Raw genomic sequence first — 24,921 nt, 5'->3', positions numbered from 1 at the left:
AGGTGAGTAAAGTGCGTGTTACACAAAAGATGTTAAGTACGCAAATGATCCGGAATATTCAACAGAATTACCGCTCCTTGAGTCAGTATCAGGAGCAGATTGCTTCGGGCAAGGCGGTCAACAAGACTTCAGATGATCCGGTAAAATCTATTCAAATCATGTCCTACCGCTCAGCGCTGGCAGAAACAGGACAGTTTAAACGGAATGCTGAAGACGGGCTGGACTGGTTGGAGGCCACGGATAAATCCTTGGACGACTTGACGCAGGTGATGCAAAAAGCGCGCGAGTTGACGGTCCAAGGCGCAAATGGCGTTAATAACCAGGAAGCCAGGCAATCCATCGCAATCGGTTTAAAGGAGCTTATCGGTGAAATCGGCGATATCGCCAATGCTAAAATCGGCGACCGCTATCTGTTTGCTGGAACCGATACGGACACGGCGCCGTTTCAGGATGGAAAGTTTGTGAATACCAATCAGAACTCTCTGTCTTGGAACGTCGGCCAAGGCATCTATATGAACGTCAATGTCAACGGGACGGAAATTTTTAATTTTCAAGCCGATGGACTTAATTTATCTGAAACTATTGAAAAAATTGCCGGTGAACTGGATATGGGCAACAATCCTGAACAACTGCTAGGCACTTTGGATAAGCAGTTAAGCAATCTTTTGGCCCATCGTTCCTTAGTCGGTACCAATGTGAACCGTTTAGAAATGATGGTCAACCGTTTGGACGAAACAGAAATAACCACTAAGAGCATTCTTTCTAAAAATGAAGATGCTGACATGGCTAAGGTGATAACTGATTTGACCAATCAGCAAACGATTCTAAATGCAGCGCTGTCGTCCGGTGCAAAGTCAATCCAGCCTACGCTAGTGGATTTTTTAAGATAATATTTTTAGAGGTGTTCCCGGGGGCCGGGAGCATCCTTTTTTTGCGAAAATTTCTCCAAATAAGTAAAAAATAATAAAAAATAATCCTCATCCTCTCTCCACTCCACAAAAAATGTCGTTAAAGAATAGTAGAAAGGCAATAAACCAATTTACCTACACTAGGAGGAAAAAAGAGATGAGAATTAACCATAACATTTCAGCACTAAATGCTTATCATCAATTAAGTGCAAACTCAAGCGCGGCTTCTAAGAACTTAGAAAAGTTATCTTCAGGTTTACGTATCAACCGTGCGGCAGACGATGCTACAGGTCTTGCAATTTCTGAAAAAATGAGAGCGCAAATCCGCGGCTTAGACCAAGCTTCCCGCAACGCTCAAGATGGTATTTCCTTAATCCAAACTGCTGAGGGTGCAATGAACGAAACACACAGTATTCTGCAACGTGTTCGTGAACTGGCAAACCAGGCAGCAAACGGAACTTCAACAACTCAAGATAAGGAAAACATCCAAACAGAGGTCAATCAACTGATTGATGAGATTGATCGTGTTGCTAGCGATACAGAATTCAATAGCTTTAAAATCTTAAACGGTGATATCTCTAAAACTGCTAAATTTGCACAATCAACAGGTGGTTCAGTGGCTAATGTAGTTGCTTCATCAACTGCAGCCGCTGGAACAACTACTGTCACAACAAGTGGTCCTTTACTCGATGCCACAGAAGCCATTTGGCAAACGGGTGTATTAATGAATCAAAGTGGTGCAACAGCTGCGCCAGTAGATGGAAAAACAAAATTGACAGACATTGGTGATGGTACAAACAACTATGGTCTACAAGTGGGAGATGAAATCACTCTTTCAGCTGTTGTTGGTGGTGAAGTAAAAACTTCTGTATATGTTGTAACAGCAGAAAGTACATTAGATGATTTTATGTCATCTGTTAAAAATACATTAGGTGCTGCCGATGTATCAATGAGTGCAGGTGTTGGGGATTTCCTAGCTGATACTGGTGCTGAAGGTCTGGACGATAGTAAATCTGCTGCAAACTCTTTGGTTATTTCTGGCCAATCCGGTGCTGCCAATGATATTAGTTCCTTAAAAATAACTGCGACTTCTTCAGAAGGAATCTCACGCTCATCTTTCAATGATGAAATGAATGGCGGCCTAAATGGTGGACTACAACAGCTTCAAGTTGCGGGGAATAAAGATGACTTCATCGCTCAGGTAGATATTAATGGAGATAACGCTGCGGGTACTGGAGATGGAAGAATTGCGGTTCGTTCCAACTCTGTTGTTCAAGTTTCCAATCTGCAATTATCATTTAAGGATACTATTAATGCTGCTGATCAATCTACCATTACAGTGGGGTCAGCTAACAACACAGTTTCAATTCATGTAGGAGCAAATTCTGGTCAAACTTTGGAAATTGGTATAAATGCAATGGACTCAGTCGCATTAGGTCTTAAGAAAGATGGTGTAAATATCTCACTAATGAGTGAAGTAAGTGCTGAGGATGCATTAAAAGTTTTAGATGGTGCAATCAGCAAAGTTTCTTCTGAACGTTCTAAACTTGGGGCAATTCAGAACCGATTAGAACACACAATCAACAGTCTTGGAACCTCTTCCGAAAACTTAACAGCGGCTGAGTCGCGTTTACGTGATGTTGATATGGCGAATGAAATGATGCAATTTACGAAAAATAATATCCTTTCTCAAGCAGCTCAATCTATGCTTGCACAGGCTAACCAACAGCCTCAAGGCGTTTTACAGCTTCTTCGTGGTTAATAGCTGATTATTCCAATTAAAAAGAAGTCTCTTGTTTGAAGGGACTTCTTTTTAAGCTACGGGTATATATATTTTCTTTCGTGAAAAAGGGCAAATTACAGGAAACTGTAGGACGCAAAGCTGCGGGACTAACCTTTTGCCAAAAGTATGTCAGCCGGGTTGCCGCATTATAGTGCCTTTTTCGCATATGTTTTCACATTTTTTTTGGGAGGAAAAGGTATGGGAAAAGTAAGAAGGAAATTATCTTTCCTTGTATTATTTGCATTGTTTTTGCAATTATTTTCACCGATTACATCGGCATTTGCAGCGAGTAATCTAACTACGGCTCCAGCAAATTTGCGCTACTCTCTCGATGGTATAGATAATATCATTTTAAGATGGGACGGGATAACCGGCGCAAGTGGATACCGCGTATATGAAAAAGTAGGGGAAGAATATGTCTTAAAGAAACAAACAACAAACCTTTATTTGTACGTGGCAAGTGTATCAGAAGGAACTCACTCGTATACGGTAACGGCTTATAATAGCACAGGAGAGTCTCCGTATTCAACATTATTAAATGTTGAAATTAACTATCCTGATATGCAAGCACCTAGCGGCGTAACTTCAAATATTATGAACGGCAATGATGTTTCATTAAAGTGGAACCTAGTTGAGTTTGCTACAAACTACAAAGTCTATGAAGTTAAAAATGGCCAAAGGGAATTACTGGCTTCACCATCAAAAGGGTATCAATATTTTACTAATGTTTCTGAAGGTGAACACGTTTATGAGATCACGTCTTTTAATACACAGTATGGAGAATCAGCCCCAACTTCCTTAGTTGTTAATGTTGTTTTTCCAGATATGGCCGCACCGAGCGGTTTAACTTCTTATATCAATGATTTTAGTAATGTTATTTTAAGATGGAATGATGTAACATATGCTGATTCCTATCGTATATATCAAATTGTCGATGGTGAAAGAAAGTTAATAACCACTACAACTGATACAAAACAATATGTAACTAACGTTCCAGAAGGTGTAAATGTTTATGAAGTCACCTCTTATAGTTCCAAATATGGTGAATCAACCGTTGTAAGCACAATTACGGTTACTATTGCCTACCCGGAAATGCTTCCGCCTAATCAAGTTTACCCATATTTCTATAATGGGAACGATCTTTTGCTTATGTGGTCTTCTGCGGCATATGCCGACACATATAAACTTTATCAAGTAATCAATGGCCAAAAACAATTGATAACAACCACCTCTAATCGTTCGTATTACTTTAGTAATCTGCCGGAAGGTGACTATACATTTGAGATCGTATCAGTGAGCGATCGTTTTGGCGAATCTGTCCCGAAAATTTACAATGTATCAGTTGTATTCCCGGAAATGCAGGCACCAAAAGCCTCCATTGAGAAGGATACTCCAAACAGCGCATTTATTAGCTGGTCTACTGCTCCTTATGTAACTGAATACGAAGTTTATAAATTAGTAGATGGTGAACCTGTATTAATCCAAACAACAACAAAAAATTCTTATTATGCAACTGATTTAGCTCAAGGCAAACACGAATACACCGTCATTGCCAAATCGGACCGTTTCGGTAAATCAGCCTTTTCAAATGTTGTTGTAGTAGAAGTGTTTCCTGTATTACCGGCACCTCAAGCAAGCCAACCCGAAGTTAATGGAGATTCATTAAACCTATCATGGGAAGCAGTTCCAGAAGCGGACAAATATAACGTTTATGAAGTGGTAAACGGTGAACGTATCCTTGTAGGAACAACTACTGATGTAAATTATACAGTGGAAACTCCTCAAGATGCAGGCACCCACGAGTACCAAATCGTCCCAGTAACAGCAGACGGCACAGAATCTATCGACTATGCAACCGTTACAGTAGACATCGACAAACCTTCCGATGTCACACCGCCTGTAACAACCGCTGTAACCAACCTAGAATGGTCAAAAGATGATGTCAGCGTCACGTTAACTGCAACGGACGACCTAAGTGGAGTCAAGACAACCTACTATTCTATTGATCTTGGAGAATTTGTAGAAGGTACCAATGCTGTTCTTGATAAAGAAGGTGTCCACACTGTTTCTTTCTTTAGCGTAGATAACGCTGGCAACGTGGAAGAAGTGAAAACGGTAAAAGTTAAGGTCGATAAAGAGGCACCGCAAACCGTGATCAATACTAGTGCTTATTGGTACAACAAGGACGTACAAGCTGAGTTAACCGCCACCGACAATCTGTCCGGCGTGAAAGCAACTTATTATTCTGTTGATGGCTCTGAATTTACGGAAGGAACCAGCTTTCCTCTTGAAAAAGAAGGCGTCCACACCGTTTCTTTTTACAGCGTTGACAATGTAGGCAACGTTGAGGCAGTAAGAACAGTTGAAGTAAAAATCGACAAAACGGCACCGCAAACTATTGCTAATACAACTGGAAACTGGTACAGCCAGGATGTTGCGATTGAACTAACAGCAACTGACAATCTATCAGGCGTTCATTCTACTTACTATTCCGTAAATGGTTCTGACTTCCAAGAGGGCAGCAATATCGTACTCGATAAAGAAGGCGTCAACAAGATTACTTTTTACAGCGTCGATAATGCTGGAAACATCGAGGGAAAACAAACCATTGAGGTTAAAGTAGATAAAACCGCTCCAATAACAGTAAGTAATGTCGAGGACAAATGGTATACAGAGGCAGTGAACGTAGAGCTTACAGCCACCGATGATTTAAGCGGCGTGAAAGTAACCTACTACTCAATCAATGGTTCTGAGTTTGCCGAAGGCAATAATTTTGTGCTTGATAACGAAGGTGTAAACACGGTTACTTATTACAGCGTAGACAATGCCGGAAACATCGAGGAAAAACAAACAGTCGAGGTTAAAGTGGATAAAACTGCTCCAACGACAGTAAGCGATGTTGAGGACAAGTGGTACACAGATACTGTGAACGTAGGGTTAACAGCGACCGATGATGTAAGCGGAGTGAAAGCAACCTATTACTCTATCAATGGTTCTGAGTTAGCTGAAGGTACCAGCTTTGAGGTCGAAAAAGAAGGCGTCAACAAGATTGTTTTCTATAGCGTGGACAACGCCGGAAACGTAGAGGAAAAACAAACTGTTGAGGTTAAGGTGGATAAAACCGCTCCAACAACAGTAAGCAATGTAGAGGACAAGTGGTACACAGACGGAGTAAATGTGGAGCTTACTGCCAACGATAACCTAAGCGGAGTGAAAGCCACCTACTACTCTATCAATGGCTCTGATTTTACAGAAGGTACCGGCTTTGTTCTTGATCAAGAAGGTCTCAACACGATTACTTTCTATAGCATCGACAATGCTGGAAATGTTGAAGAAAGTCAGACGGTTGAAGTGAAAACAGATAAAACTGCTCCAACAACTGTAAGCAATATTGAGGATAAATGGTATACAGACACAGTGAATGTAGGGTTAACTGCAACCGACAATTTAAGCGGCGTCAAGTCAACCTATTATTCTATCGATGGTTCTGAAATCGCTGAAGGCACAAGCTTCACTGTTGCAAACGAAGGCCTCCATACGGTTTCCTTCTACAGCGTCGATCAAGCAGGCAATGTTGAAGAAACGAAGACAGCAGCGGTTAAAATCGATAAAACAGCACCAACGATTACGGCTGATTTTTCAAAGGAATATGCCCTTGGTACAGTTCTAGACCTAAGCTACCAAGCAACAGACAATCTCTCTGGCATTAAAGAGACATCTGTGGAAGTCAATGGTGTAGTGAACACGACTGGTAAAGTTACACTCGATAAACCAGGCACTTATACGCTCAAAATCACTGCCATTGATAATGCCGGCCTAAAAACGACAGTTACAAAGACGGTTTCCGTTTATATCCCGGCAACGATTGAAGTTCTACCAAAAGTCATGAACGGCAACAAAGGCGTTTTCACGGTTCAGGTGTCACTGCCGAAGCCATATAGCTTCGCAAATGTTGATTTATCAACAGCAAAACTGAATGGCGTTCAAGCTAATAACGACAGCAAAGGCTTAGAAAACCAAGCCAAAAAGGGTCAATTCAAATTTAATCGTGAAGATTTTGTTTGGGATGACAAAGAAGAATTTTTAGAATTCCGGGCGATGGTTGACGGCTATCTTGTCGTTGGCAGCACAACTGTAAAGGTTATTAAATAATTAAAAAAGAGGCTGCCCCAAAGCCTAGAAAGGGGCAGCCTCTTTATAGATTACGCTGTAAACGAATAGAAAAAGTTGTTAACACCCTTGACCCAGTTGTTATTCAACCCGGTTGGGTCGTTCGCGGCGCCGACGGGAGCGTATTTGGCACCGATTTTGGCAATCGTATCGTAGCCCTTGTCCAAATAATTTTGTCTTAGGTTACGGGCCATGTCAGCAATGCTGTCCGCAACAGATTCGTATTGGCACAGGCCATTTTTGCCCATCATGCCGGCGATATTATTTTTTACATTGGCCGCATGGGACTTGCCGTTGCCAGATTCATGAACGGCGATGGATGCCAGCAGATTAGGATTGATATTATATCTTCGTCCGGCTTCAACAAAAAATTCGCCCATATTGCTCAATTTGCCTTTAAGGGCACTATTTAATTTATCAGTTGAAACATCAGTAAAACCTAATGTCATATTATCATCAAGTAAATGTGAGTAATCTTTCATCCCATTCAGAATAGGAGAGTTGTTCGTAATAAAGGACCCACTCGAATTCTTAGGGACAAACGTATTTTGCTGGTCTTGCCCACTCAAAACAGCCTGCAGCAAATTCGTAAACATATTACCTGTCGGAAAAAGGCTCGCTTCACTGCTGATGCCCTTTCCACTAAGGCTTTTTGAAATCGAAAGCAGGGCCATATTTTTAAACCACTCAGAAGAAACTGGACTATAACTCATGATAAATACCTCTGCGAATTAATTGGTAATTGGAAACAATAACCGTTTTTAATATATATTACTCTATTTTTTTAAAAATTTAAATGATAGAAAATACAAATTTTTTTGTTTATGATTAAACTACTTTCGCCGGAAAGGAGAATAATTTGTGATTCCATCCACTTCGATGAGTTCCACAAGCCACAAATTATCAGAGAAAACTAGCAGCAGTAAGCCGGAAAATCAACAGCCAGGTTCATTTATGGAGCTGTTGAATGCATTGAAAAATGGGACAGGTTCACCTCAGAATCTTATCTCGATGGTTGACCAGGTCTTAGAGCAGCCTGACGCATCAAATCAGGAACAGGACCAAGACAACGAGCAACAAACTCGAGATGATTTTCTTGCTTTTATCAGTTCATTTTTTGAAAAGACGAATCCTGCACTTGCTCCTCTTCAAACTACGATTGCGGGGGCTGCCCACAACGAAGGGAAGCAAGCATTACCGGCGCTGCAAACGGAGCTAGAAGGAATATTGGGCCAGAAGCAAGCTCAAGAATTAATAAAGTCATTTCAGGAACAGCTTAAATCAAATCAAAACACTGTTCAGGTGCAAAACCCGCTTCAACAACCAATCCAATTTGTGCGGGAGCAAGTTCGCCTGCCACAGAATGCGGTCGAGACACAGCAAAATCCACCTGGTTCTAAAATTGAACCCGATTCTGATTTCAAACAGCAGCAATTCGACGGAAAAGAAGTTATTTTTCAATCCCTAACTCGCCCGGGAGGTGCAGACCAGCCAGTTGCTAAGAATGAACCTACCCACTTAACAAAGGTTTCTAAGGAACAACTGGCAGCAGAGGTGATGGGCTTATTAAAGAACCATACCAATCTACAAAAGAGCTCTGACATCATCGAAGCGAAATTTTCACTGACGCCGGAGCACCTTGGGGAGATTGATATAAAAATTGTTATTCAAAAGGGGCAGGTAACGGCGCAATTTCTGGCGGACACCGCTCATGGAAAAGAAATGCTAGATTCGCAAATGTCACTTTTGAAGGCTTCCTTGCAGCAGCAAGGCTTTCAAGTGGATAAAATTGAAGTCGCCCAAAGCGGCCAGATGTTACATAATTTATCCCAGCAGGAGAGTCGGTCGCAGCAGGACCAATCGCAGCAGCGCCAGCCCAAAAAGAAAGTGAATCGTGATGAGTTTTATCAAAGCCATAACACGATTGACACATATATGCATAGAGAGTCCGATACGACGATTAATATTCTTGCATAAAAGGAGATGAAGAACATGACATCGGTAAATACAACAACACCATTCTCGAATACGTTCAGTACGAAACAGACAAACCAAGCCACAAATTCATTAGGCAAGGATGCTTTCCTGAAACTGCTGACTACCCAATTGCGGAATCAGGACCCGACCCAGCCAATGGAGGACCGGGAATTTATTTCTCAGCTGGCCCAATTTAGCACCCTTGAACAGATGTCCAATTTAAATCAGGCCTTTGCCCAATTCGCCAACTCAAACACGAAAGATATCAGCTACTATTCCCAAATGATCAGCAAGGAAGCGTCCTGGCTGGATGCCGAAACAGGTCTTCAGGCGAGCGGCATCATAAATGGGGTCATCAAAAAAGACAATCAATTTTTTTATAAAATAAATGACCAAGAGATTCCGATCGAATCAATCATTTCTGCAAAAAACCAAAACTAACAAACTCTGGAGGTAGGTAACATGCTTCGTTCTTTAAATTCAAGTGTATCTGGTATGAAGGCGTTCCAAAACAAATTAGATGTCATTGGTAACAATATCGCCAACGTGAATACGGTTGGTTATAAGAAAAGCCGTATCATGTTTCAAGATGTGTTAAGCCAGACTGTCCGCGGCAGTTCATCACCGGATCCGGTCGGGGGATCGGGCGGAACAAATCCTGTGCAAATTGGGTTAGGTGTAAAAACGGCATCAATTGACACGATTCACATGGCTGGAAGTCCAACGACTACGAATCTATCATCCGACTTGTACATGGATGGGGATGGATTTTTCGTGGTGCAAAGCGACAGCGGGGCAAAGTACTTAACACGGGCCGGCAACTTTGACCGGGATGGCGCCGGCAACCTCGTGAATCCACAAGGATATAAAGTGCTGGATTCTGTTGGAAATCCTATCCAAGTTAATTCAGATGTTTATGTTTCCTACACCATTGATTATAATGGGGTTATTAAAGGGGTCACTCCTGCTGGCACCGCCGATGAGATTGCCACTTTAGGCACGGTTGTTGTTTCCAATCCAGGCGGCTTGAAAAAAGTGGGCGGTTCCCTGTATGAATTAACAGGAAATTCCGATACAGAAACCAATATCGATAATCTGATTGCGAAGCGTTCAGATAACCATGCCGGGCAAATTGTTTCCGGCCAGCTGGAAATGTCAAACGTGGACCTATCCGAAGAGATTACCGAAATGATTACCGCACAGCGCGGTTTCCAGGCGAATGCCAAGGTGATTACCGTGTCCGATTCGATTTTGGAAGAATTGGTAAATTTAAAGCGTTAATAGTTTCGAATTTTTATAAGGGAGGGAAAGTATTTCTGCTTTCCCTTCGCATCATTTTTATGGTGGTGGAACCTACGCAATGAAAGAAAAAATCATTCAAAACAGCCAAGATGTCAAAGTCTATGATTTTAAAAAAGCGCTTCGTCTATCGATGGAGCAGGTTCGCGTGTTAACAAGAATCCATGATAATTTCGCTTATCAACTGGCTTCCTCGATTTCGACGCAATTAAGAACGATCGTGCAAGTGGATGTGGTGTCGGTCAATCAAATGCTTTACGAGGAATTCATCAAGGAGCTGCCGGCTTATACAATTTTAAACGTTTTTGAAACGTCCGAAAAAGGGCGCATGATTATGGAATTAAAGCCGCAAATGGCATATGCCATCCTCAATCGTCTGCTCGGCGGCCGGGAGCTTTCGGCAGCCTCCGGGGATAAAACAACGTTAACGCAAATTGAGAATAAAATTCTTCATAAGCTGTTCGAGGGCTTTGTAGAAAACTTGCAGAAATCGTGGAAAGATCTCATGAACGTCGATTTGAAGGTGTTTGAGATAGAAACGAATCCACAGTTTTTACAGGTCGCGATCCCGAATGAAACCGTGATTGTGATTGCCTTTACGATTAAAATCGGTGATGTGACGGAAAAAATGCACATTTGCATTCCGTATATCATTTTGGAGCCGTTTTTGCCAAAGCTATCATCCTATCAATTGTTCTCGACCCGAAGCCATGCCAAAAGCACGCAGGAATCCAAGCTGTTAAAGTCCAAAATTGAAGAACTTGAGATCCCGTTAAGCGTTGAACTGGGGCGCTCGAAGATTTCGATTGAAGAGTTTTTATCGTTAAACGTCGGGGATGTCATCCAGTTGAATCAGTTGTATGATGAACCGTTAAAGGCGAAGGTCGGAAAAGAAGTGAAATTCTTTGTCAAACCGGGTGTGAAGAAGACACGGCTGGCAGCCGAAATCGAAACTGTTTTAGAAAAAGAGGGAAAATAAGATGAGTAACGAGGGGAAAATTTCAAGAGAAGAATTGGAAGCTCTATTAGGCGATACCGAAAAGGAAACGAAGCCGTTTATTTTTCAAGACTTGCCGGATGAACCGCAAAAGCGGGAAACGGATGACTCCGTTAATTTGGATTTGCTCATGGATATTTCGTTGGAGCTGGTTGTGGAGCTGGGCCGGACGAAAAAGAAAATTAACGAAATCCTCGAACTCACACAAGGCTCAATTATCGAACTGGACCGTGTCTCCGGCGAGCCAGTCGATGTCCTGATCAACGGAAAAATTGTCGCAAAAGGCGAAGTGGTCGTCATCGACGATTATTTTGGGATTAGAATCACGGAAATTTTAAATAAAACAATCAATTAACCTCCAGAAAGGCTGTCGCGGCCTTTCTATTTTTCTGTATTCTAAATATATCCGCGGATTTTTTACCGATATCTGCGAATTTCCGAATATATCAGCGAATTTTTAAATATATCCGCGGATTTCCGAATATATCGGCGAATTCTAAAATTTATCCGCGAATCCTATATCCGGCCCCTCCACTCCCCAAAGTTTTCAAAAAAACTAAACGTTCCCCCAAAACCTGCCGTTATTTTTATTAAAAGCAAAGAAATGATGGTACGGAGGATTTCCAAATGATTTCAAATGATCTTCGCTTATCCGGTCTTGCGTCCGGGATGGATACCGAGGCGCTTGTGACCAAATTAATGAACGCAGAAAAAATCCCCTTAAACAAAGTAATCCAAAATAAAACGATGACGGAATGGAAAATGGATGCGTACCGCGATTTGAATACCAAATTTCTGGATTTGCGGTCTTCGATGGAAGCACTAAGGCTGGAGTCCACTTTTCAAAAAAGCAAGCTGTCATCTTCTGACTCGGCCAGGGTCGACGCGTCCCTAACAGGCACCCCAAGCAGAAGCGAATATGTGATTTCCTCGGCAAAACTCTATCAGCCGGGTACACCTTCCTCTGTCAAATTCGCACAGGCAGGAGTAGCCAATGATAAAGCCGAACTAGGTTCGGGATTTAGTTTTACCCTAAACAACGAACCTATCAGCTTTACTGCACAGGATACAATCCAAAGCTCGATTACAAAAATCAATGCCTTATCCGCGAAAACAGGGGTGACGGCCACGTATTCCAGCGGCGATAACGCGATTATTTTCACCTCAAAGGATGACCAGATGGGTATCAGCATTGCCAATGTATCCGACAGCTCAAACGTGCTTAAGATTGCAGCGGGTACGGTGGGCAGCCAGCAGAATGACTTCCCAGCAGGAAACGCCAGCGGGGCCGTCGGTACCTCGCCCGTCTCATCAACACCCGGCGAGGTCACCATTAACGGAACGATCATCACGATCAAAAGCAACCAATTTACCTACGACGGCATCCAGTTTAACCTAAAAACCGAACTGCCGGCCGGAAGCAATGTCACTGTTACGAAGAAACCGGACGTTGATGCGATTTTTGACAGCATCAAAGGCTTCGTCGACAAATACAACGAAACAATCAAAACCCTTCACGACAAATTGGGCGAAAAGCGCTATAAAGACTATACCCCTTTGTTAGATGACCAGAAGAAGGATATGAAGGACAAAGAAATCGAGCTGTGGGAGGAAAAAGCAAAGAGCGGCCTACTATCAAATGACCAGATGATTGCCTCCGCTCTCGACAAAATGCGGTCCATCCTCTATTCCAAAGTCAGTGACAAAGACCCTGCCATAATGAACAGTGACTTCGATACGCTGGCGGAAATCGGCATCACCTCAAGTACTAACTACCGGGATAATGGCAAGCTCGTCATCGATGAAACGAAATTGAAAGCGGCACTGGAAAATAATCTAGACCAAGTCGCCCAGCTTTTTTCAAAAAAATACGACATAGGGGCTTCCACCAACAACACGGTAAACAATGCCGAAGAGTTTCAAAACAGCGGGGTCGCCTGGCGGTTGTATGACCAGCTAAATGAGACGATGAAGGACATAACGAAGACGGCCGGTTATTCGAGTGACACTTACCTTTCCAAGGCATTAAAGCGGCTGGATGATCAGATTGATTCCTGGGAGAAACGCCTGCAGACAAAGGAAAGCTATTACTGGAAGCAGTTCACTGCGATGGAGCAGGCCATCCAGAAATCGAATACGCAAAGCAGCTGGCTGATGCAGCAAATGGGTGGTGGAATGTAATCGATGGAGAAACAAAAAGAGCAGTTTTTAAAAGAGTACTATCAGCTGACAAGCAATCTACTAGAAACGGATGAAGTAGAACTTATTGAACAGCTGCTCCAAGAACGGGACCAGTGCATTGAGAAAGTAAACGAGCTAGATCAACGTAACGGAGCCATCCTCATGAGCGAAGCCATCAAGGAAGAGCTCCGGCGCATTCACCCGTTAGAACGAAAGCTTCAGGAAAAATTAACTAGGGCCAAGCAAACGATTCTTGCGGTGATTGGTTCTCTCCAAAAAGAGAAAACCATTAAACAGCAGTACGGAGAACCGGTTGCTGCTTCGGTAAGCGGGATTTTTTACGATAAGCGAAAATAAAGGGAAGGTGTGAGACTTTTGGCTCTGAACAATGCCTATCAATCTTACGAAAATAATCAAGTACTATATGCGAAAAAAGAAGAGTTGCCCCTTTTGTTATATACCGGGGCGATTAAATTTATCCTTCAGGCCAGAATAGCGATGGAGAAAAAAGACTGGCAAAGGGCGAATGACCGAATCCAGCGGGCTCAAAAAATTGTTTCCGAATTAATGGTAACCCTGAATATGGATATCGAAATCTCAAAATCTTTTGTAGTACTTTACGATTACATGAAGGAAAAGTTAATAGAGGCGAATATCAAAAAGGACGAGCAGCTGTTAATCGAAGTGGAAAAAATGTTTACAGAACTGCAGGATACCTGGAAAGAAGCGCTGAAAATAGTACGGCCTGCTTAACTAATTTTAGTTAAGTAGGCCTTTTTAATTAAATTTGTTGTCAACTGACTAAAACCATTGTATTATTATTTTTGTAGGAAAAATTCGACAATATGATTTTCCAAAAATCGACAAATACAATCCGATAATAGCAAACCTGGGGAAACCCAGCGACGCAAAGCTATAGGGGCTAAGGATCCTAATGGATTACGCCAGCCAGTTGCCGAAGAGACTCATAGTTTACCCTATTAGACTATTCTTCGGAATGGTCTTTTTTATGTCCTAAAAATTAAAATTTAAATATTCTGAATTTTTATAGGAGAGCTGACCCATGTCGATACTTCAAAACATCAATCTAGTGCAACGTGCTTTAAATGCCTCTGTGTTAAGACATAATGCCATTTCCAACAATATCGCCAATGTGAACACCCCAAACTATAAACCCCAAAAAGTTATTTTTGAAGACATTTTAAAACAAGAACTTTCCGGTACTGGCTTTGACGGGAAGAGAACCAATGCCAAGCATATCCCAATCGGCATAGCTGCTTCAAGCCAGCCTTTGATTACCCAGGAACCTACTGTGTTGCAAAATAGCGGCAATGGGGTGGATATGGATAGTGAGATGACGGAGTTGACCAAAAACTCGATTTGGTACCAAACATTATCGTACCAGATAAGCGAAGAATTCAATTTACTCAAAACAGCAATTAAGAGCAGGTAGGTGATTCATAATGTCGATGTTCCAACCCTTAAATATTAGTTCTTCAGCCCTAACCGCCCAGCGGTTAAAAATGGATACAATCTCCTCCAATATCGCCAATGCGACGACCACTCGGGGCCAATTGGTGGATGGGGTCTGGATGCCTTACCGGCGGAAGATGGTCGAGGTGCAAGCGAATGGGACGGGAGGAACTCCGTTCAGCCAATTCTTGCAAAATGAAATGAATTCAAATGGGGTCAAGGTTACAAGAATCGTAGAAGACAAGACTCCGTTTCGGACGGTTTATGACCCGACCCATCCCGATGCCAATAATGAAGGCTACGTGATGATGCCAAACGTTGACATTACAAAAGAAATGGTCGACCTGATGACTGCCTCCCGTACTTATGAGGCGAACATCACAGCCTTTAATGTCGGAAAAAGTATGTCACTGAAAGCTTTAGATATTGGCAGATAAGGAGTGTTAAAAAATGAGAATTGATCAGCTGTTTCCGGCGCAAACCTCTTTGGTGGGAAAAGCGCAAAATACGCAGCCCGCTTCCGTGTCAGGCACCTCTTTTTCGAACTCGTTAAGCGAGGCCTTACAGAAAGCAAATGAAACGATTGTCCAATCGGAAAACATGTCCGAAAAAATAGCCATAGGTGAAATAAAAAATATCCATGACGTCACCATAGCTGCACAAAAAGCACAAATCGCCCTGCAGCTGACAACCCAAGTAAGGGACAAAGTAGTCGAAGCCTACCAAGAAATCATGAGAATGCAAGTTTGAGGCATGGGGACGGTTCTTGTGCATCACTTTTCAGAAGCAAAGGGTTGGTTCCTTTGCACAACCTTATCAGGAAGTCATGAGAATGCAGGTTTTAAAGGTGCAGTCGATTCTTGGCTAGCATAGCGGAGGGCTTATGAATCAGAAATTAAATGATTTCAAGGAAAAACTCTCGCAGTTTTGGAAAAACGCGAGCAAGAAAAATAAAACATTATATATCGGGACGTTTATTTTACTAGTGGCCCTGCTCAGCTTTGGTATTTTTTATTTTTCCAAGCCCAGCCTTGTTCCTTTGTATGCCAATAGTTTGAGTCAAAAAGAAATTGGCGAGATTAAGGCCGTCTTGGAAAAGCAGGGGGTCACGGACATAGAAGTGACCAACAATGGCACGCAAATTCTCGTTCCAAAAGAGCAATCTGCAGATCTGATCGTCAACTTGGCGGCAGAAGGGTTTCCAAAAAGCGGTCCGATCAGTTTTTCAGAACAGACCAAGGATTTGAAATTCGGCGTCACTGATCGCGAACTTGATGCCATCGAGAGAGAGGTCATTCAAGGGCAGCTGGCCAATTTGATGACGAAAATCAACGGCGTCAAAAATGCGGAGGTCATGATTACTCTTCCAAAGGACAGCGTGTTTATTCGGCCCGAGGAAGAAGGGAAAGCCAGTGCATCGATTATTGTTGACCTCGAGCCCGGCTATCAATTGGAAAAACAGCAGATTAAAGCTCTATACCATTTGGCATCGAAGAGCATTCCGAATCTGCCTGAAGAAAACATCGTCATCACCGATGAAAATGGCCAGCTTCTTTCCTTGCCGCAGTCAGGCGATAATGCCTTTGCCGGGGTAGATAGCTATGAAAGCCAACGGGAAATCAAGCAAAAGGTAGAGGCAGACATTCAGCGCAGCATCCAGCAGATGCTCGGCACGATGCTTGGGCAGGATAAGGTGCTGGTCCAGACCTTTGTGAAGCTGAATTTCGACCAGGTGAAGACGCAGCAAAACTTAGTCGAACCGCTCCCGAATTCCGATAAGGGAATGGCCGTTAGTGTTGAAGAGGTCACGAAATCCTACAGCGGCGAGGGGGCCGTTCCGAGCGGTGTAGACGGCACCGGTGAAGGCGATGTGCCTGCCTATGCTGCTGAAGGAAGCGGCGGAAAAAATGACTACCAGGAAAAAGTTAATCGCGTCAACTATGAATTCAACCGGATTACAAAGGAAATGGTCGAAAGTCCGTATACGATTGACGATTTGACCATTAACGTCGGAGTGGAACCGCCGAATCCGAAAAATCCTGCATCCTTAACAGCGGATACGCAGGATAATATCCGAAATATTATTGCCAACGTAGTACGGACAGCGATTAAGGACAATAAAGGGCTAACGGATGCCGATATCAACAATCGCATCACCGTATTCCCGAGAGAATTTGCCGGTAAAAAGGATTTGACACCTGCCAAGACGGATTTAAGTCAAAAGGCAACTTATATGAATTATATCTGGATTGGAGCAGCAGCATTAGGTCTCCTTTTGGTCGGTGGTTTAATTCTTGCCTCCCTGCTTAGAAGGAGAAAGAAAGAGGACATGGAGTCAGCCTCAGAATTTTTAGAAATGAAAAAGCTTACCGAATTTGAGCCTATCATTAACAAAAAGGAATCAGTGCAAAACGAATTAAATCAATTGGCTGGTAAAAATACGGATGAATTTGTCGACCTGTTACGGTACTGGTTAAAGGAAGAAAAGGAGGGATAACATGCGGAAGTTAACGGGAATTCAAAAAGTTGCGATTCTTTTGGTTGCTTTGGGGAAAGAGGGGTCTTCAGCAATTTTGAAACAGCTGAAGGAAGACGAAGTGGAATTGATTACAAAGGAGATTGCCCATCTTCAATGGATCGATGCCAAGGTGAAGGAAGATGTGCTCAGAGAATTTTACCAAATGGCATCTGAGCGGAAGGTCGTGTCGACAGGCGGTGAGCACTTTGCCAAGGATGTGCTCGCACTCTCCTTTGGCGAAGAAAAGGCGAAGGAGATGCTGAACCGCTCCTCCGAAAAGAATCGAAAGAAGCCTTTTTACTTTGCGCAAAAGGCGGAGCCAGTTCAAATACTCAACCTTTTGCAATATGAAAATTCCCAAACCATCGCACTCGTTCTTTCTTATTTGGAGCCGAAAAAGGCCTCCGCGATTCTGTCTTCTTTTTCACCGGAAAAGCAGGCGGAAATCGCCACAAAAATTGCTTTGATGGACACAGTTTCGCCTGAGGTGGTCAGGCAGGTCGAGGAAGTGCTGCAGGAAAAGCTGTCCACGACGACCTCGCAGGATTATTCAGTCAATAACGGGATTGACAATATTGTCAATATCCTGACCGGGGTGGACCGAAGCACGGAAAAGCATATTTTAGAATCGTTGAGCAGGCAAAATGCGGGTCTAGCCGAAGAAATCAAAGGGAAAATGTTTGTATTTGAAGATATCGCTCTACTCGACAATCATTCGATTCAACGGATTTTACGGGATGTGGACGGTGAAGACTTATACTTGGCATTGAAAATTGCCAGCGAAGACCTCAAAGAAGCTATTTTTAAAAATATCTCCAAACGACGTGCCGAGGCGCTCGAGGAACAAAGTCAATTCGACCGTCCTGTCCGCTTAAAGGAAGCGGAGGAAGCGCAGGGACGGATTGTCCGCATCATTCGCAGGCTCGAAGAAGAAGGCTCCATCATCATAGAGCGAGGGGTGGAGGAAATTGTCATCTAATCTTTTTAAAGCTACATTCATCTCGCCTGTTATTGAGACGAAATATTTGTCTTTGCATAAAGGAAAGGACGCTTATTTCCCTCTTGCGGATCAAAGCGCCGAGGAAATTATCCAGGAAGCGGAACAGCAGGCGGCGGAAATTGTCCTCCAAGCCCAAATGAAGGCGGCAATGGAAAAAGAACAAGCGGCCGAAGAGCTGGAGAAGTGGAAGCTATTAGAGCAGGAAAAAGTGATAGCACAGCTGGAAGAAATCAAGCAGCAGGGATTCCAGCAGGGCTATGAAGAAGGCTTACAGCAAGCTCATCACGACTATTCCGGTAGAATCGAGCTGGCCCAGGAAGTGCTCGAAAAAGCGTATGAAGAGAAAAAGGCCATTATTAAGGAGTCCGAGCCGTTTGTCATTGATTTATCCATTCAAACTGCGGCCAAGGTAATCCATAAGGAATTGGCAGCAAACCCGGAGGTGCTTCTTCATCTGATCAAGCAGAGCCTACTGTATTCGAATGAGCGGTCGACGATTTCGATTTGTGTCAGTCCAGATGATTATGAGTTTGTGCAAAACCAGCGCCAGCAAATCCTCGAATCTGTGGAAGGGCAGGTAGAGGTGAAAATCTTGCCGGAACATTCGATTGAAGAAGGCGGCTGCGTGATCCGCACATCATACGGAAGCATCGATGCCCGGATTGATGTTCAGTTGAAGGAAATCAAACAGGCACTCCTGAAGACGCTGAGGGATGATACGTATGAACAAGCTCTTGAAAATTGATAAATACTTGCAAACGCTGCAGACCATCAACCCGATTAAGTTTAACGGAAAAGTCACCCAAGTCATCGGCTTGACGATTGAATCGCAGGGGCCTGATGTAAAGCTGGGCGATGTCTGCCTTATTTATCCGTCTTCATCAGAGAAGCCGTTAGAAGCAGAAGTCGTAGGCTTCAAAGGAAACCGGGTTCTGCTAATGCCATTGGGGGAACTTGTTTCCATCGGTCCTGGTTGTGAAGTAGTCTCAACAGGGAAGCCGCTTACCGTCAAAGTGGGCATGGAATTATTAGGAAAGGTGTTGGACGGTTTAGGCAAGCCAATGGATGAAAGTCCGCTTCCGTCCGGTTTGGTCGAGGTCGACACCAACAATAATCCTCCAAATCCGTTAAAGCGGCCGAGAATACATACGCCTTTGAATGTCGGGGTCCGCGCGATTGACGGGCTGCTCACAGTTGGGAAAGGCCAGCGAGTCGGCATTTTTGCCGGGAGCGGCGTTGGAAAAAGTACCTTGCTCGGGATGATTGCCCGGAACACCAGCGCGGATGTCAATGTCATCGGCCTAATCGGTGAACGCGGCCGGGAGGTGCTTGATTTTATCGAACGGGACCTTGGTAAGGAAGGTTTGGAAAAATCGGTCGTGGTTGTGGCAACGAGCGACCAGCCTGCCTTGGTGAGAATAAAGGGCGCCATCATCGCCACAACGATTGCGGAATTTTTTCGGGACCAGGGGTTGAGTGTCAACCTGATGCTCGATTCGGTCACCCGCTATGCGATGGCGCAGCGGGAAATTGGGCTGGCAATCGGAGAGCCTCCGACAACGAAAGGATATACCCCTTCCGTTTTTGCGATGCTGCCGAAGCTGCTCGAACGGGCCGGTACCGGACCGCGCGGGGAAATCACTGCTTTTTACACAGTGCTGGTGGACGGCGATGACATGAATGAGCCGATTGCTGATACGGCTAGAGGAATCCTCGACGGACATATTGTGTTAGACCGAAAGCTTGCGCAACAGGGACACTTCCCGTCGATTAATGTGCTAAACAGTGTCAGCCGGGTGATGAAGGATATCGGGGACCCGGAGCATCTGCGGAGCGCGGAAATTCTGAAGCAGCATATGGCTATTTACAAAGAAGCAGAGGATCTAATTAAAATTGGTGCCTATAAACAAGGAACGAATGCCGAAATTGATTTGTCCATTAAGTACAAGGTTTGGATAGACAGCTTTTTGAAGCAGGGCGTCAATGAAACCTCTCATTTAGATGATGCGGTTGCAGCGATGATTCAACAATTTGGAGGAATGGCTAGATGAGTTTTCAGTTCCGGTTTGAAAAGATCTTAAATATGAAGGAAAAAGAAAAAGAATCGGCTCTAAATGAGATGAATGTCGCACGAAAAAAGAAGGAAGTAGCCGAGAGGGAACTGCTTGAGCTTGTGGAACGGAAAGAAAGTTATTTACGAGATTTCGAGCAGAAGACATCACTTCGAGTGACGGAAATGCTGGAAAGAGACCAATACCTTTATTTTTTGGATAAGCAAATCGAGAGGGTTAAGAGAAAGGTAGCGGATTTGACGAGGGATTTCAATCTAAAAAACCAGCTGCTGCTATCGAAAAATCAGGAAGAAAAGGTTTGGTCAACCTGGCGGGAAAAGTCCTTTGATGAATATTCTGAGAAAGTGAAACGGGACGAGCAAAATATGTTAGATGAGATGGCGGTTATTCGGTATTTTCACAACAGATGATTTCGATTCGCCGATAGAACTGTTCAATTCGCCGATAGAATGCGGAAATTCGCTGATAGAACTCAAAAATTCGCCGATAGAGTGAATTTAACATGAAGAAACCGACCTGTAATGGGCTTAAATCACGAAAACAGTCTAAAAACCAAGAGGGAGTGCAATCCAATGAACGATAAACAAATCAAACAGATCAAAGCAGTCCAATTTGCCCCTCTTTTTGATGAAGCAAAGTCCTCCGGAGTAGGAAATGAACTAAATTCGATTGAAGATGTAAACCTACAGCTCATCGTTGAACTAGGCAAGACCCATATGAAGGTGAAGGACATCCTGAAGATTAAACCGGGCGTGATCATTCCGGTAGACAAGCTTGCTGGGGAACATGTGGATGTCGTCATTAACGGTTCGGCTGTTGCGGAGGCAGAGGTTGTCGTCGTCGATGAAAAATTTGCCATCCGGATAACCGATATTGTTTCCAAGCAGGAACGTGAAGAAAGAATGAACGATTAGAGGTGAACCAGTTGCGGATAGTTCCTTTTTTTAAAAAAATCAGCCTTGCCTTTGCAATTGTATTCCTCTTTTCTTCATTTAATAATCATCAAGTCGTGTTCGGACAGGGCAACCGTACAGTGTACGATGCCTATTCCAAGGATCAGCAAACCAAAACCGTACAAGGGACACCATCTGCCACAGTGCCGCAGCAGCCGTCCCTTGTCCCATCCTTTATTAAATTTATATTTTCGTTTGCAGCCATCATCATTCTGCTGCTGTTATGCTTGAAATTTTTAAAATCGAAATCGAAACCAATATTATCGCAAGGTCCCATCCATTCGCTGGGCGGATACCCATTAGGGGGCAGTAAGTCCGTACAAATGGTCATGATTGGCAAAACCTTGTACATTTTAGGCATCGGAAACGAGGTCCGCCTCCTGCAGACAATCGAACCAGGTGAGGAACAGGACCTTATCATGCAATCGCTTGTAGAACAGACTGAGCAAAAAAAACAGCCCATTAACATTAGAAAGTTTTTTAAAAAAGGGGCTGAGAAACAATCCCAACAGACGGAAGACTGGGAGCAAACCCTTCTTTCGCAAATCAATCAAGTGAACCAAACGAGTATTCCAATTAACAAACTAAAAGACTAGACAAAATGGCGGAGATTCAGTTGGCAAAAAAAATTCTCATTTTCATACCAATATTCTTATTTCTTTTTCAAGATGTCAGCTTTGCTGCTCTCAATTCCCCTATTCCTGGGATTAATACATCATCCGAGCCCCAGGCAGTGGCCTCGTCGATTAAAATCATTCTCTTATTAACGGTTCTTTCGGTGGCCCCGGCCATTTTGCTGCTGATGACGTCGTTTACGAGGATTGTGATTGTGCTGTCGTTTGTCCGCACTTCCCTTGGTACGCAGCAAATGCCGCCCAATCAAGTCATCGTTGGTCTGGCACTGTTTCTGACAATGTTTGTAATGGGGCCTATTTTTTCGGACATCAACCAGCATGCTTTGCAGCCGTTTATGGATGGAAAGATCACACAGGAGCAGGCATTTGATACCGCCAGCAAACCGCTAAAGGAATTTATGGCAAAACAAACGAGAGAAAAGGATTTGAATCTCTTTTTGGACTATACAAAATCAGAAAAACCAAAAACAATCCAGGACATTCCCTTGCATGTACTAGTGCCGGCGTTCGCCATCAGCGAGTTAAAAACAGCCTTTCAAATGGGCTTCATGATCTTTCTGCCTTTTTTAATCATTGATATGATCGTATCCAGCATTTTAATGGCGATGGGCATGATGATGCTCCCGCCCGTCCTGATCTCACTGCCATTTAAAATTCTATTATTTATCCTGGTGGACGGCTGGCATCTGATTGTCAAATCCTTGCTTACTAGCTTTTAGGGGGTCAGCCCCCCGCTGGTTCACCGCATTAAAGTACCGGGGGTCTGACCCCCTCAAGTAACGGAGGTTTTCTTCATCATGACACCGGAAATGGTCTTTGAAGTATCCAGACAAAGCGTTTATACCACTCTATTAGTTGCTGCACCGGTTTTGGGAATCGCGTTGGTGGTCGGCCTTGTCATCAGCATTTTTCAGTCGGTAACCCAGATTCAGGAGCAAACTCTAGTGTTTGTTCCAAAAATCATCGCAGTGTTTGTCGGGTTGCTGCTGTTCGGTCCGTGGATGCTCCAGCATCTATTGGACTTTACGCAAAATATCTTGGGCAATCTGTCCCATTTTACAGGGTAGTGCAATATGGAATTGTTGAATCAAATTCCCGACTTCCTGCTTATCCTGGCGCGGATTAGCTGTTTTTTCATCACTGTACCGGTGTTTATGATGAGAACAATTCCGGCACCCTTTAAGATTGGACTGTCGTTTTTCATGGCCGTCATTGTATTCATTTCAGTGGAACCGTCACATGCACCACTGGCTTTTTCAGGCGGCTATATCGTGCTCCTTATTAAAGAAAGTTTAGTAGGTTTGGGACTCGGCTTTATCGCATCGATTCTCTTTTACGCCATCCAATTGGCAGGCACCCTGATTGACCTGCAGGCGGGCTTTTCAATGGGCGCGGTCTTTGATCCGCAATCGGGTACAAATGCCAATTTAACAGGCAGGCTGAAAAATGTAATGGCGACCCTGTTTCTCATGTCGATGAACGGCCATCATCTGCTGCTCCAAGGAGTATTGGAAAGCTACCGCTGGATTCCGGTTAATGCGCTTGTGCCTGCCTTTACGGACGGAAGAATCTCAACGTTTATGCTGGAAACTTTCAAAAGCTCGTTTGTGATTGCCTTTTTACTGGCAGCGCCCATCGTGTTTACGTTATTTTTGGTGGATTTGGTGTTAGGGATCATCGGGAAAACGTCCCCGCAAATCAATCTAATGGTGGTCGGATTTTCCGTGAAAATAGGGGTTCATTTTCTTGTTCTGCTTATCGCATTGCCGAGCTTTTTCTTATTATTAAATATGTTGTTTTCAGAAATGGTGGAATCACTCAGCCAGATGATTCGCATCATGGGGGCGTCATCATGAAGGTCAAGGGTTCATTTTACCTGACATTAGATTTGCAATTTTTCTCTGAGGAAAAAACGGAAAAAGCGACCCCGCAAAAAAGAAGGGAAGCGAGAAATAAAGGTCAAGTGGCCAAAAGTATGGAGCTTTCTTCGTCTTTGATGCTTGCTGCCTTTTTCTTATTTCTTCTTATTTACGGAAAATATCTAGGGACTCAGCTGCTTTTTCTGTTCCGCGAACTTTTTTCCTCCTATTTAATAGGAGAGCTGTCACCGGCTGGCATCCATAAGCTATTCGCAGACCTGACCATGCTTTGTTTTAAAATCGTCTTGCCGGTGTTGCTCGTCTCGTTCGTAGCGGCGTTATTTTCAAACTACATCCAAATCGGCTTTTTGTTTACAACGGAAAACCTTAAATTTAATTTGAAAAAATTAAACCCCGTCGAAGGGGCGAAACGCATCTTTTCGATGCGCTCGTTGGTGGAGTTGCTGAAAAATATCCTGAAAATCACCTTGATTGGTGGGGTTTCCTACTGGCTTTTAAAAAAAGAAATAGGAACCATCCTGCAGCTTTCGCAAATGGGAGCCGCACAAATGATTTCCTATCTGTTTACCTTCATCATCAAACTGGGGCTGATTACTTCCACTTTATATGTCGTAATCGGAGTGGCCGATTTTATTTTTCAAAAATATGACCATGAAAAGAAGCTGCGAATGTCGATCAAGGAAATCAAGGATGAGCATAAAAAGAGTGAAGGGGACCCGTTAGTAAAAGGGAAAATCAGAGAGTTGCAGCGGGAGATGTCGATGAACCGGATGATTCAAGACGTACCAACTGCGGATGTTGTCATCACCAACCCGACTCACTATGCGATTGCGATTTCCTATGATGCTGCAAAAGCATCGGCCCCGATAGTCGTGGCTAAGGGTGTCGATTTCATGGCGCAAAAAATCAAAGAAATCGCTAAAGAAAATGGCGTTATCATGACAGAGAACAGGCCGTTGGCGCGGGCGTTATATGCAAACGTGGAAATCGGCGAGGAAATCCCGGAAGACTTATTTAAAGCGGTGGCGGAGATTCTCGCCTATGTGTATCGGTTAAAAAGAAAATTCTGAAGAAA

Annotated in this window: 26 protein-coding genes and 2 riboswitches; of the genes, 25 read left to right on the top strand and 1 reads right to left on the bottom strand. The window is 43.5% G+C overall.

Features of this window, described 5'->3' with window-relative positions; genetic code table 11:
* The first annotated feature begins 11 nt into the window (after window positions 1-11).
* From flgL to ACFPA1_RS22880, 3 genes are all read left to right on the top strand, one after another.
* On the top strand, window positions 12-890 hold the full coding sequence (gene flgL, locus ACFPA1_RS22890) for a flagellar hook-associated protein FlgL (RefSeq protein WP_378585948.1): 879 nt from the start codon (window positions 12-14) through the stop codon (window positions 888-890).
* Window positions 891-1,065: 175 nt separating this feature from the next.
* Complete coding sequence (locus tag ACFPA1_RS22885) at window positions 1,066-2,670, top strand: flagellin (RefSeq protein WP_378585945.1); 1,605 nt, start codon at window positions 1,066-1,068, stop codon at window positions 2,668-2,670.
* A 79-nt stretch (window positions 2,671-2,749) separates the two neighbouring features.
* A riboswitch (cyclic di-GMP riboswitch) is annotated at window positions 2,750-2,837 on the top strand.
* A gap of 52 nt (window positions 2,838-2,889) precedes the next feature.
* Complete coding sequence (locus ACFPA1_RS22880; RefSeq protein WP_378585943.1) at window positions 2,890-6,843, top strand: OmpL47-type beta-barrel domain-containing protein; 3,954 nt, start codon at window positions 2,890-2,892, stop codon at window positions 6,841-6,843.
* 50 nt (window positions 6,844-6,893) lie between these two features.
* Here the strand turns inward: ACFPA1_RS22880 and ACFPA1_RS22875 are convergent, their stop codons facing one another.
* On the bottom strand, window positions 6,894-7,574 hold the full coding sequence (locus ACFPA1_RS22875; RefSeq protein ID WP_378585941.1) for a glucosaminidase domain-containing protein: 681 nt from the start codon (window positions 7,572-7,574) through the stop codon (window positions 6,894-6,896).
* Between the two features lie 148 nt (window positions 7,575-7,722).
* On the opposite strand from ACFPA1_RS22875, the gene ACFPA1_RS22870 reads away from it, so the two are divergent.
* From ACFPA1_RS22870 to flhB, 22 genes are all read left to right on the top strand, one after another.
* On the top strand, window positions 7,723-8,838 hold the full coding sequence (locus tag ACFPA1_RS22870; RefSeq protein WP_378585939.1) for a flagellar hook-length control protein FliK: 1,116 nt from the start codon (window positions 7,723-7,725) through the stop codon (window positions 8,836-8,838).
* Window positions 8,839-8,853: 15 nt separating this feature from the next.
* On the top strand, window positions 8,854-9,279 hold the full coding sequence (locus ACFPA1_RS22865) for a flagellar hook capping FlgD N-terminal domain-containing protein (protein ID WP_378585936.1): 426 nt from the start codon (window positions 8,854-8,856) through the stop codon (window positions 9,277-9,279).
* A gap of 21 nt (window positions 9,280-9,300) precedes the next feature.
* Window positions 9,301-10,119 (top strand): flagellar hook-basal body complex protein, encoded by an 819-nt coding sequence (locus ACFPA1_RS22860; RefSeq protein ID WP_378585933.1) that lies wholly within the window; start codon window positions 9,301-9,303, stop codon window positions 10,117-10,119.
* Between the two features lie 79 nt (window positions 10,120-10,198).
* Window positions 10,199-11,116: a flagellar motor switch protein FliM gene (fliM, locus tag ACFPA1_RS22855; RefSeq protein WP_378585930.1), complete on the top strand. Its 918-nt coding sequence runs from the start codon at window positions 10,199-10,201 to the stop codon at window positions 11,114-11,116.
* Window position 11,117: 1 nt separating this feature from the next.
* Complete coding sequence (gene fliN / locus ACFPA1_RS22850; protein ID WP_213117551.1) at window positions 11,118-11,489, top strand: flagellar motor switch protein FliN; 372 nt, start codon at window positions 11,118-11,120, stop codon at window positions 11,487-11,489.
* A 272-nt stretch (window positions 11,490-11,761) separates the two neighbouring features.
* Window positions 11,762-13,315, top strand: coding sequence for a flagellar filament capping protein FliD (fliD, locus tag ACFPA1_RS22845; protein ID WP_378585927.1), 1,554 nt, complete (start codon window positions 11,762-11,764; stop codon window positions 13,313-13,315).
* A gap of 3 nt (window positions 13,316-13,318) precedes the next feature.
* Window positions 13,319-13,672 (top strand): hypothetical protein, encoded by a 354-nt coding sequence (locus tag ACFPA1_RS22840; RefSeq protein ID WP_378585924.1) that lies wholly within the window; start codon window positions 13,319-13,321, stop codon window positions 13,670-13,672.
* 9 nt (window positions 13,673-13,681) lie between these two features.
* Window positions 13,682-14,068, top strand: coding sequence for a flagellar export chaperone FliS (gene fliS / locus ACFPA1_RS22835; RefSeq protein WP_378585921.1), 387 nt, complete (start codon window positions 13,682-13,684; stop codon window positions 14,066-14,068).
* 119 nt (window positions 14,069-14,187) lie between these two features.
* Window positions 14,188-14,275, top strand: a riboswitch (cyclic di-GMP riboswitch).
* Window positions 14,276-14,378: 103 nt separating this feature from the next.
* The gene (gene flgB / locus ACFPA1_RS22830; RefSeq protein ID WP_378585918.1) at window positions 14,379-14,768 is read left to right on the top strand and encodes a flagellar basal body rod protein FlgB; all 390 of its coding nucleotides are present in this window, start codon (window positions 14,379-14,381) and stop codon (window positions 14,766-14,768) included.
* 10 nt (window positions 14,769-14,778) lie between these two features.
* On the top strand, window positions 14,779-15,225 hold the full coding sequence (flgC, locus tag ACFPA1_RS22825) for a flagellar basal body rod protein FlgC (protein ID WP_378585915.1): 447 nt from the start codon (window positions 14,779-14,781) through the stop codon (window positions 15,223-15,225).
* A gap of 13 nt (window positions 15,226-15,238) precedes the next feature.
* Window positions 15,239-15,538, top strand: a complete 300-nt coding sequence (gene fliE / locus ACFPA1_RS22820; RefSeq protein WP_378585912.1) for a flagellar hook-basal body complex protein FliE — start codon at window positions 15,239-15,241, stop codon at window positions 15,536-15,538.
* 133 nt (window positions 15,539-15,671) lie between these two features.
* A complete protein-coding gene (gene fliF / locus ACFPA1_RS22815) occupies window positions 15,672-17,285 on the top strand; it encodes a flagellar basal-body MS-ring/collar protein FliF (protein WP_378585909.1) in 1,614 nt (537 codons plus the stop codon).
* A gap of 1 nt (window position 17,286) precedes the next feature.
* Window positions 17,287-18,285, top strand: coding sequence for a flagellar motor switch protein FliG (gene fliG / locus ACFPA1_RS22810; protein WP_378585906.1), 999 nt, complete (start codon window positions 17,287-17,289; stop codon window positions 18,283-18,285).
* Entirely contained in the window at window positions 18,275-19,051 is a 777-nt protein-coding gene (locus ACFPA1_RS22805; RefSeq protein WP_378585903.1) for a FliH/SctL family protein, read from the top strand. Before fliG ends, ACFPA1_RS22805 begins: the two co-directional genes overlap by 11 nt.
* Entirely contained in the window at window positions 19,029-20,357 is a 1,329-nt protein-coding gene (gene fliI, locus ACFPA1_RS22800) for a flagellar protein export ATPase FliI (protein WP_378585900.1), read from the top strand. Before ACFPA1_RS22805 ends, fliI begins: the two co-directional genes overlap by 23 nt.
* Complete coding sequence (gene fliJ, locus ACFPA1_RS22795; protein WP_378585898.1) at window positions 20,354-20,788, top strand: flagellar export protein FliJ; 435 nt, start codon at window positions 20,354-20,356, stop codon at window positions 20,786-20,788. The genes fliI and fliJ overlap by 4 nt, the downstream gene beginning before the upstream one ends.
* A gap of 162 nt (window positions 20,789-20,950) precedes the next feature.
* Window positions 20,951-21,292 carry a flagellar motor switch protein FliN gene (gene fliN / locus ACFPA1_RS22790; protein WP_378585896.1) on the top strand — a complete coding sequence of 114 codons (342 nt, stop codon included), beginning with the start codon at window positions 20,951-20,953 and terminating at the stop codon, window positions 21,290-21,292.
* A gap of 11 nt (window positions 21,293-21,303) precedes the next feature.
* Window positions 21,304-21,927, top strand: coding sequence for a flagellar biosynthetic protein FliO (locus ACFPA1_RS22785; RefSeq protein WP_378585893.1), 624 nt, complete (start codon window positions 21,304-21,306; stop codon window positions 21,925-21,927).
* A 5-nt stretch (window positions 21,928-21,932) separates the two neighbouring features.
* Complete coding sequence (fliP, locus tag ACFPA1_RS22780) at window positions 21,933-22,685, top strand: flagellar type III secretion system pore protein FliP (protein ID WP_378585891.1); 753 nt, start codon at window positions 21,933-21,935, stop codon at window positions 22,683-22,685.
* Between the two features lie 78 nt (window positions 22,686-22,763).
* Window positions 22,764-23,033, top strand: a complete 270-nt coding sequence (gene fliQ / locus ACFPA1_RS22775; RefSeq protein WP_213117565.1) for a flagellar biosynthesis protein FliQ — start codon at window positions 22,764-22,766, stop codon at window positions 23,031-23,033.
* A 6-nt stretch (window positions 23,034-23,039) separates the two neighbouring features.
* Complete coding sequence (gene fliR, locus ACFPA1_RS22770) at window positions 23,040-23,822, top strand: flagellar biosynthetic protein FliR (protein ID WP_378585888.1); 783 nt, start codon at window positions 23,040-23,042, stop codon at window positions 23,820-23,822.
* Window positions 23,819-24,916 carry a flagellar biosynthesis protein FlhB gene (gene flhB, locus ACFPA1_RS22765; RefSeq protein ID WP_378585886.1) on the top strand — a complete coding sequence of 366 codons (1,098 nt, stop codon included), beginning with the start codon at window positions 23,819-23,821 and terminating at the stop codon, window positions 24,914-24,916. The genes fliR and flhB overlap by 4 nt, the downstream gene beginning before the upstream one ends.
* Window positions 24,917-24,921: the final 5 nt, after the last annotated feature.

Origin of the sequence: Neobacillus sp. GCM10023253, assembly GCF_042653105.1 — a bacterium.
Classification (GTDB): domain Bacteria; phylum Bacillota; class Bacilli; order Bacillales; family Cytobacillaceae; genus Neobacillus; species Neobacillus citreus.
The sequence above is the reverse complement of the archived record's forward strand: the minus strand, read 5'-3'. Positions and strand labels throughout refer to the sequence as shown.

Bases quoted from the DNA above. Each gene is read 5' to 3' on its own strand.
- ACFPA1_RS22885 (WP_378585945.1), top strand. From the start codon at position 1,066: ATGAGAATTAACCATAACATTTCAGCACTAAATGCTTATCATCAATTA.
- ACFPA1_RS22880 (WP_378585943.1), top strand. From the start codon at position 2,890: ATGGGAAAAGTAAGAAGGAAATTATCTTTCCTTGTATTATTTGCATTG.
- ACFPA1_RS22875 (WP_378585941.1), bottom strand. From the start codon at position 7,574: ATGAGTTATAGTCCAGTTTCTTCTGAGTGGTTTAAAAATATGGCCCTG.
- ACFPA1_RS22865 (WP_378585936.1), top strand. From the start codon at position 8,854: ATGACATCGGTAAATACAACAACACCATTCTCGAATACGTTCAGTACG.
- ACFPA1_RS22860 (WP_378585933.1), top strand. From the start codon at position 9,301: ATGCTTCGTTCTTTAAATTCAAGTGTATCTGGTATGAAGGCGTTCCAA.
- fliM (WP_378585930.1), top strand. From the start codon at position 10,199: ATGAAAGAAAAAATCATTCAAAACAGCCAAGATGTCAAAGTCTATGAT.
- fliN (WP_213117551.1), top strand. From the start codon at position 11,118: ATGAGTAACGAGGGGAAAATTTCAAGAGAAGAATTGGAAGCTCTATTA.
- fliD (WP_378585927.1), top strand. From the start codon at position 11,762: ATGATTTCAAATGATCTTCGCTTATCCGGTCTTGCGTCCGGGATGGAT.
- ACFPA1_RS22840 (WP_378585924.1), top strand. From the start codon at position 13,319: ATGGAGAAACAAAAAGAGCAGTTTTTAAAAGAGTACTATCAGCTGACA.
- flgB (WP_378585918.1), top strand. From the start codon at position 14,379: ATGTCGATACTTCAAAACATCAATCTAGTGCAACGTGCTTTAAATGCC.
- flgC (WP_378585915.1), top strand. From the start codon at position 14,779: ATGTCGATGTTCCAACCCTTAAATATTAGTTCTTCAGCCCTAACCGCC.
- fliE (WP_378585912.1), top strand. From the start codon at position 15,239: ATGAGAATTGATCAGCTGTTTCCGGCGCAAACCTCTTTGGTGGGAAAA.
- fliF (WP_378585909.1), top strand. From the start codon at position 15,672: ATGAATCAGAAATTAAATGATTTCAAGGAAAAACTCTCGCAGTTTTGG.
- fliG (WP_378585906.1), top strand. From the start codon at position 17,287: ATGCGGAAGTTAACGGGAATTCAAAAAGTTGCGATTCTTTTGGTTGCT.
- fliI (WP_378585900.1), top strand. From the start codon at position 19,029: ATGAACAAGCTCTTGAAAATTGATAAATACTTGCAAACGCTGCAGACC.
- fliJ (WP_378585898.1), top strand. From the start codon at position 20,354: ATGAGTTTTCAGTTCCGGTTTGAAAAGATCTTAAATATGAAGGAAAAA.
- fliN (WP_378585896.1), top strand. From the start codon at position 20,951: ATGAACGATAAACAAATCAAACAGATCAAAGCAGTCCAATTTGCCCCT.
- fliP (WP_378585891.1), top strand. From the start codon at position 21,933: ATGGCGGAGATTCAGTTGGCAAAAAAAATTCTCATTTTCATACCAATA.
- fliQ (WP_213117565.1), top strand. From the start codon at position 22,764: ATGACACCGGAAATGGTCTTTGAAGTATCCAGACAAAGCGTTTATACC.
- fliR (WP_378585888.1), top strand. From the start codon at position 23,040: ATGGAATTGTTGAATCAAATTCCCGACTTCCTGCTTATCCTGGCGCGG.
- flhB (WP_378585886.1), top strand. From the start codon at position 23,819: ATGAAGGTCAAGGGTTCATTTTACCTGACATTAGATTTGCAATTTTTC.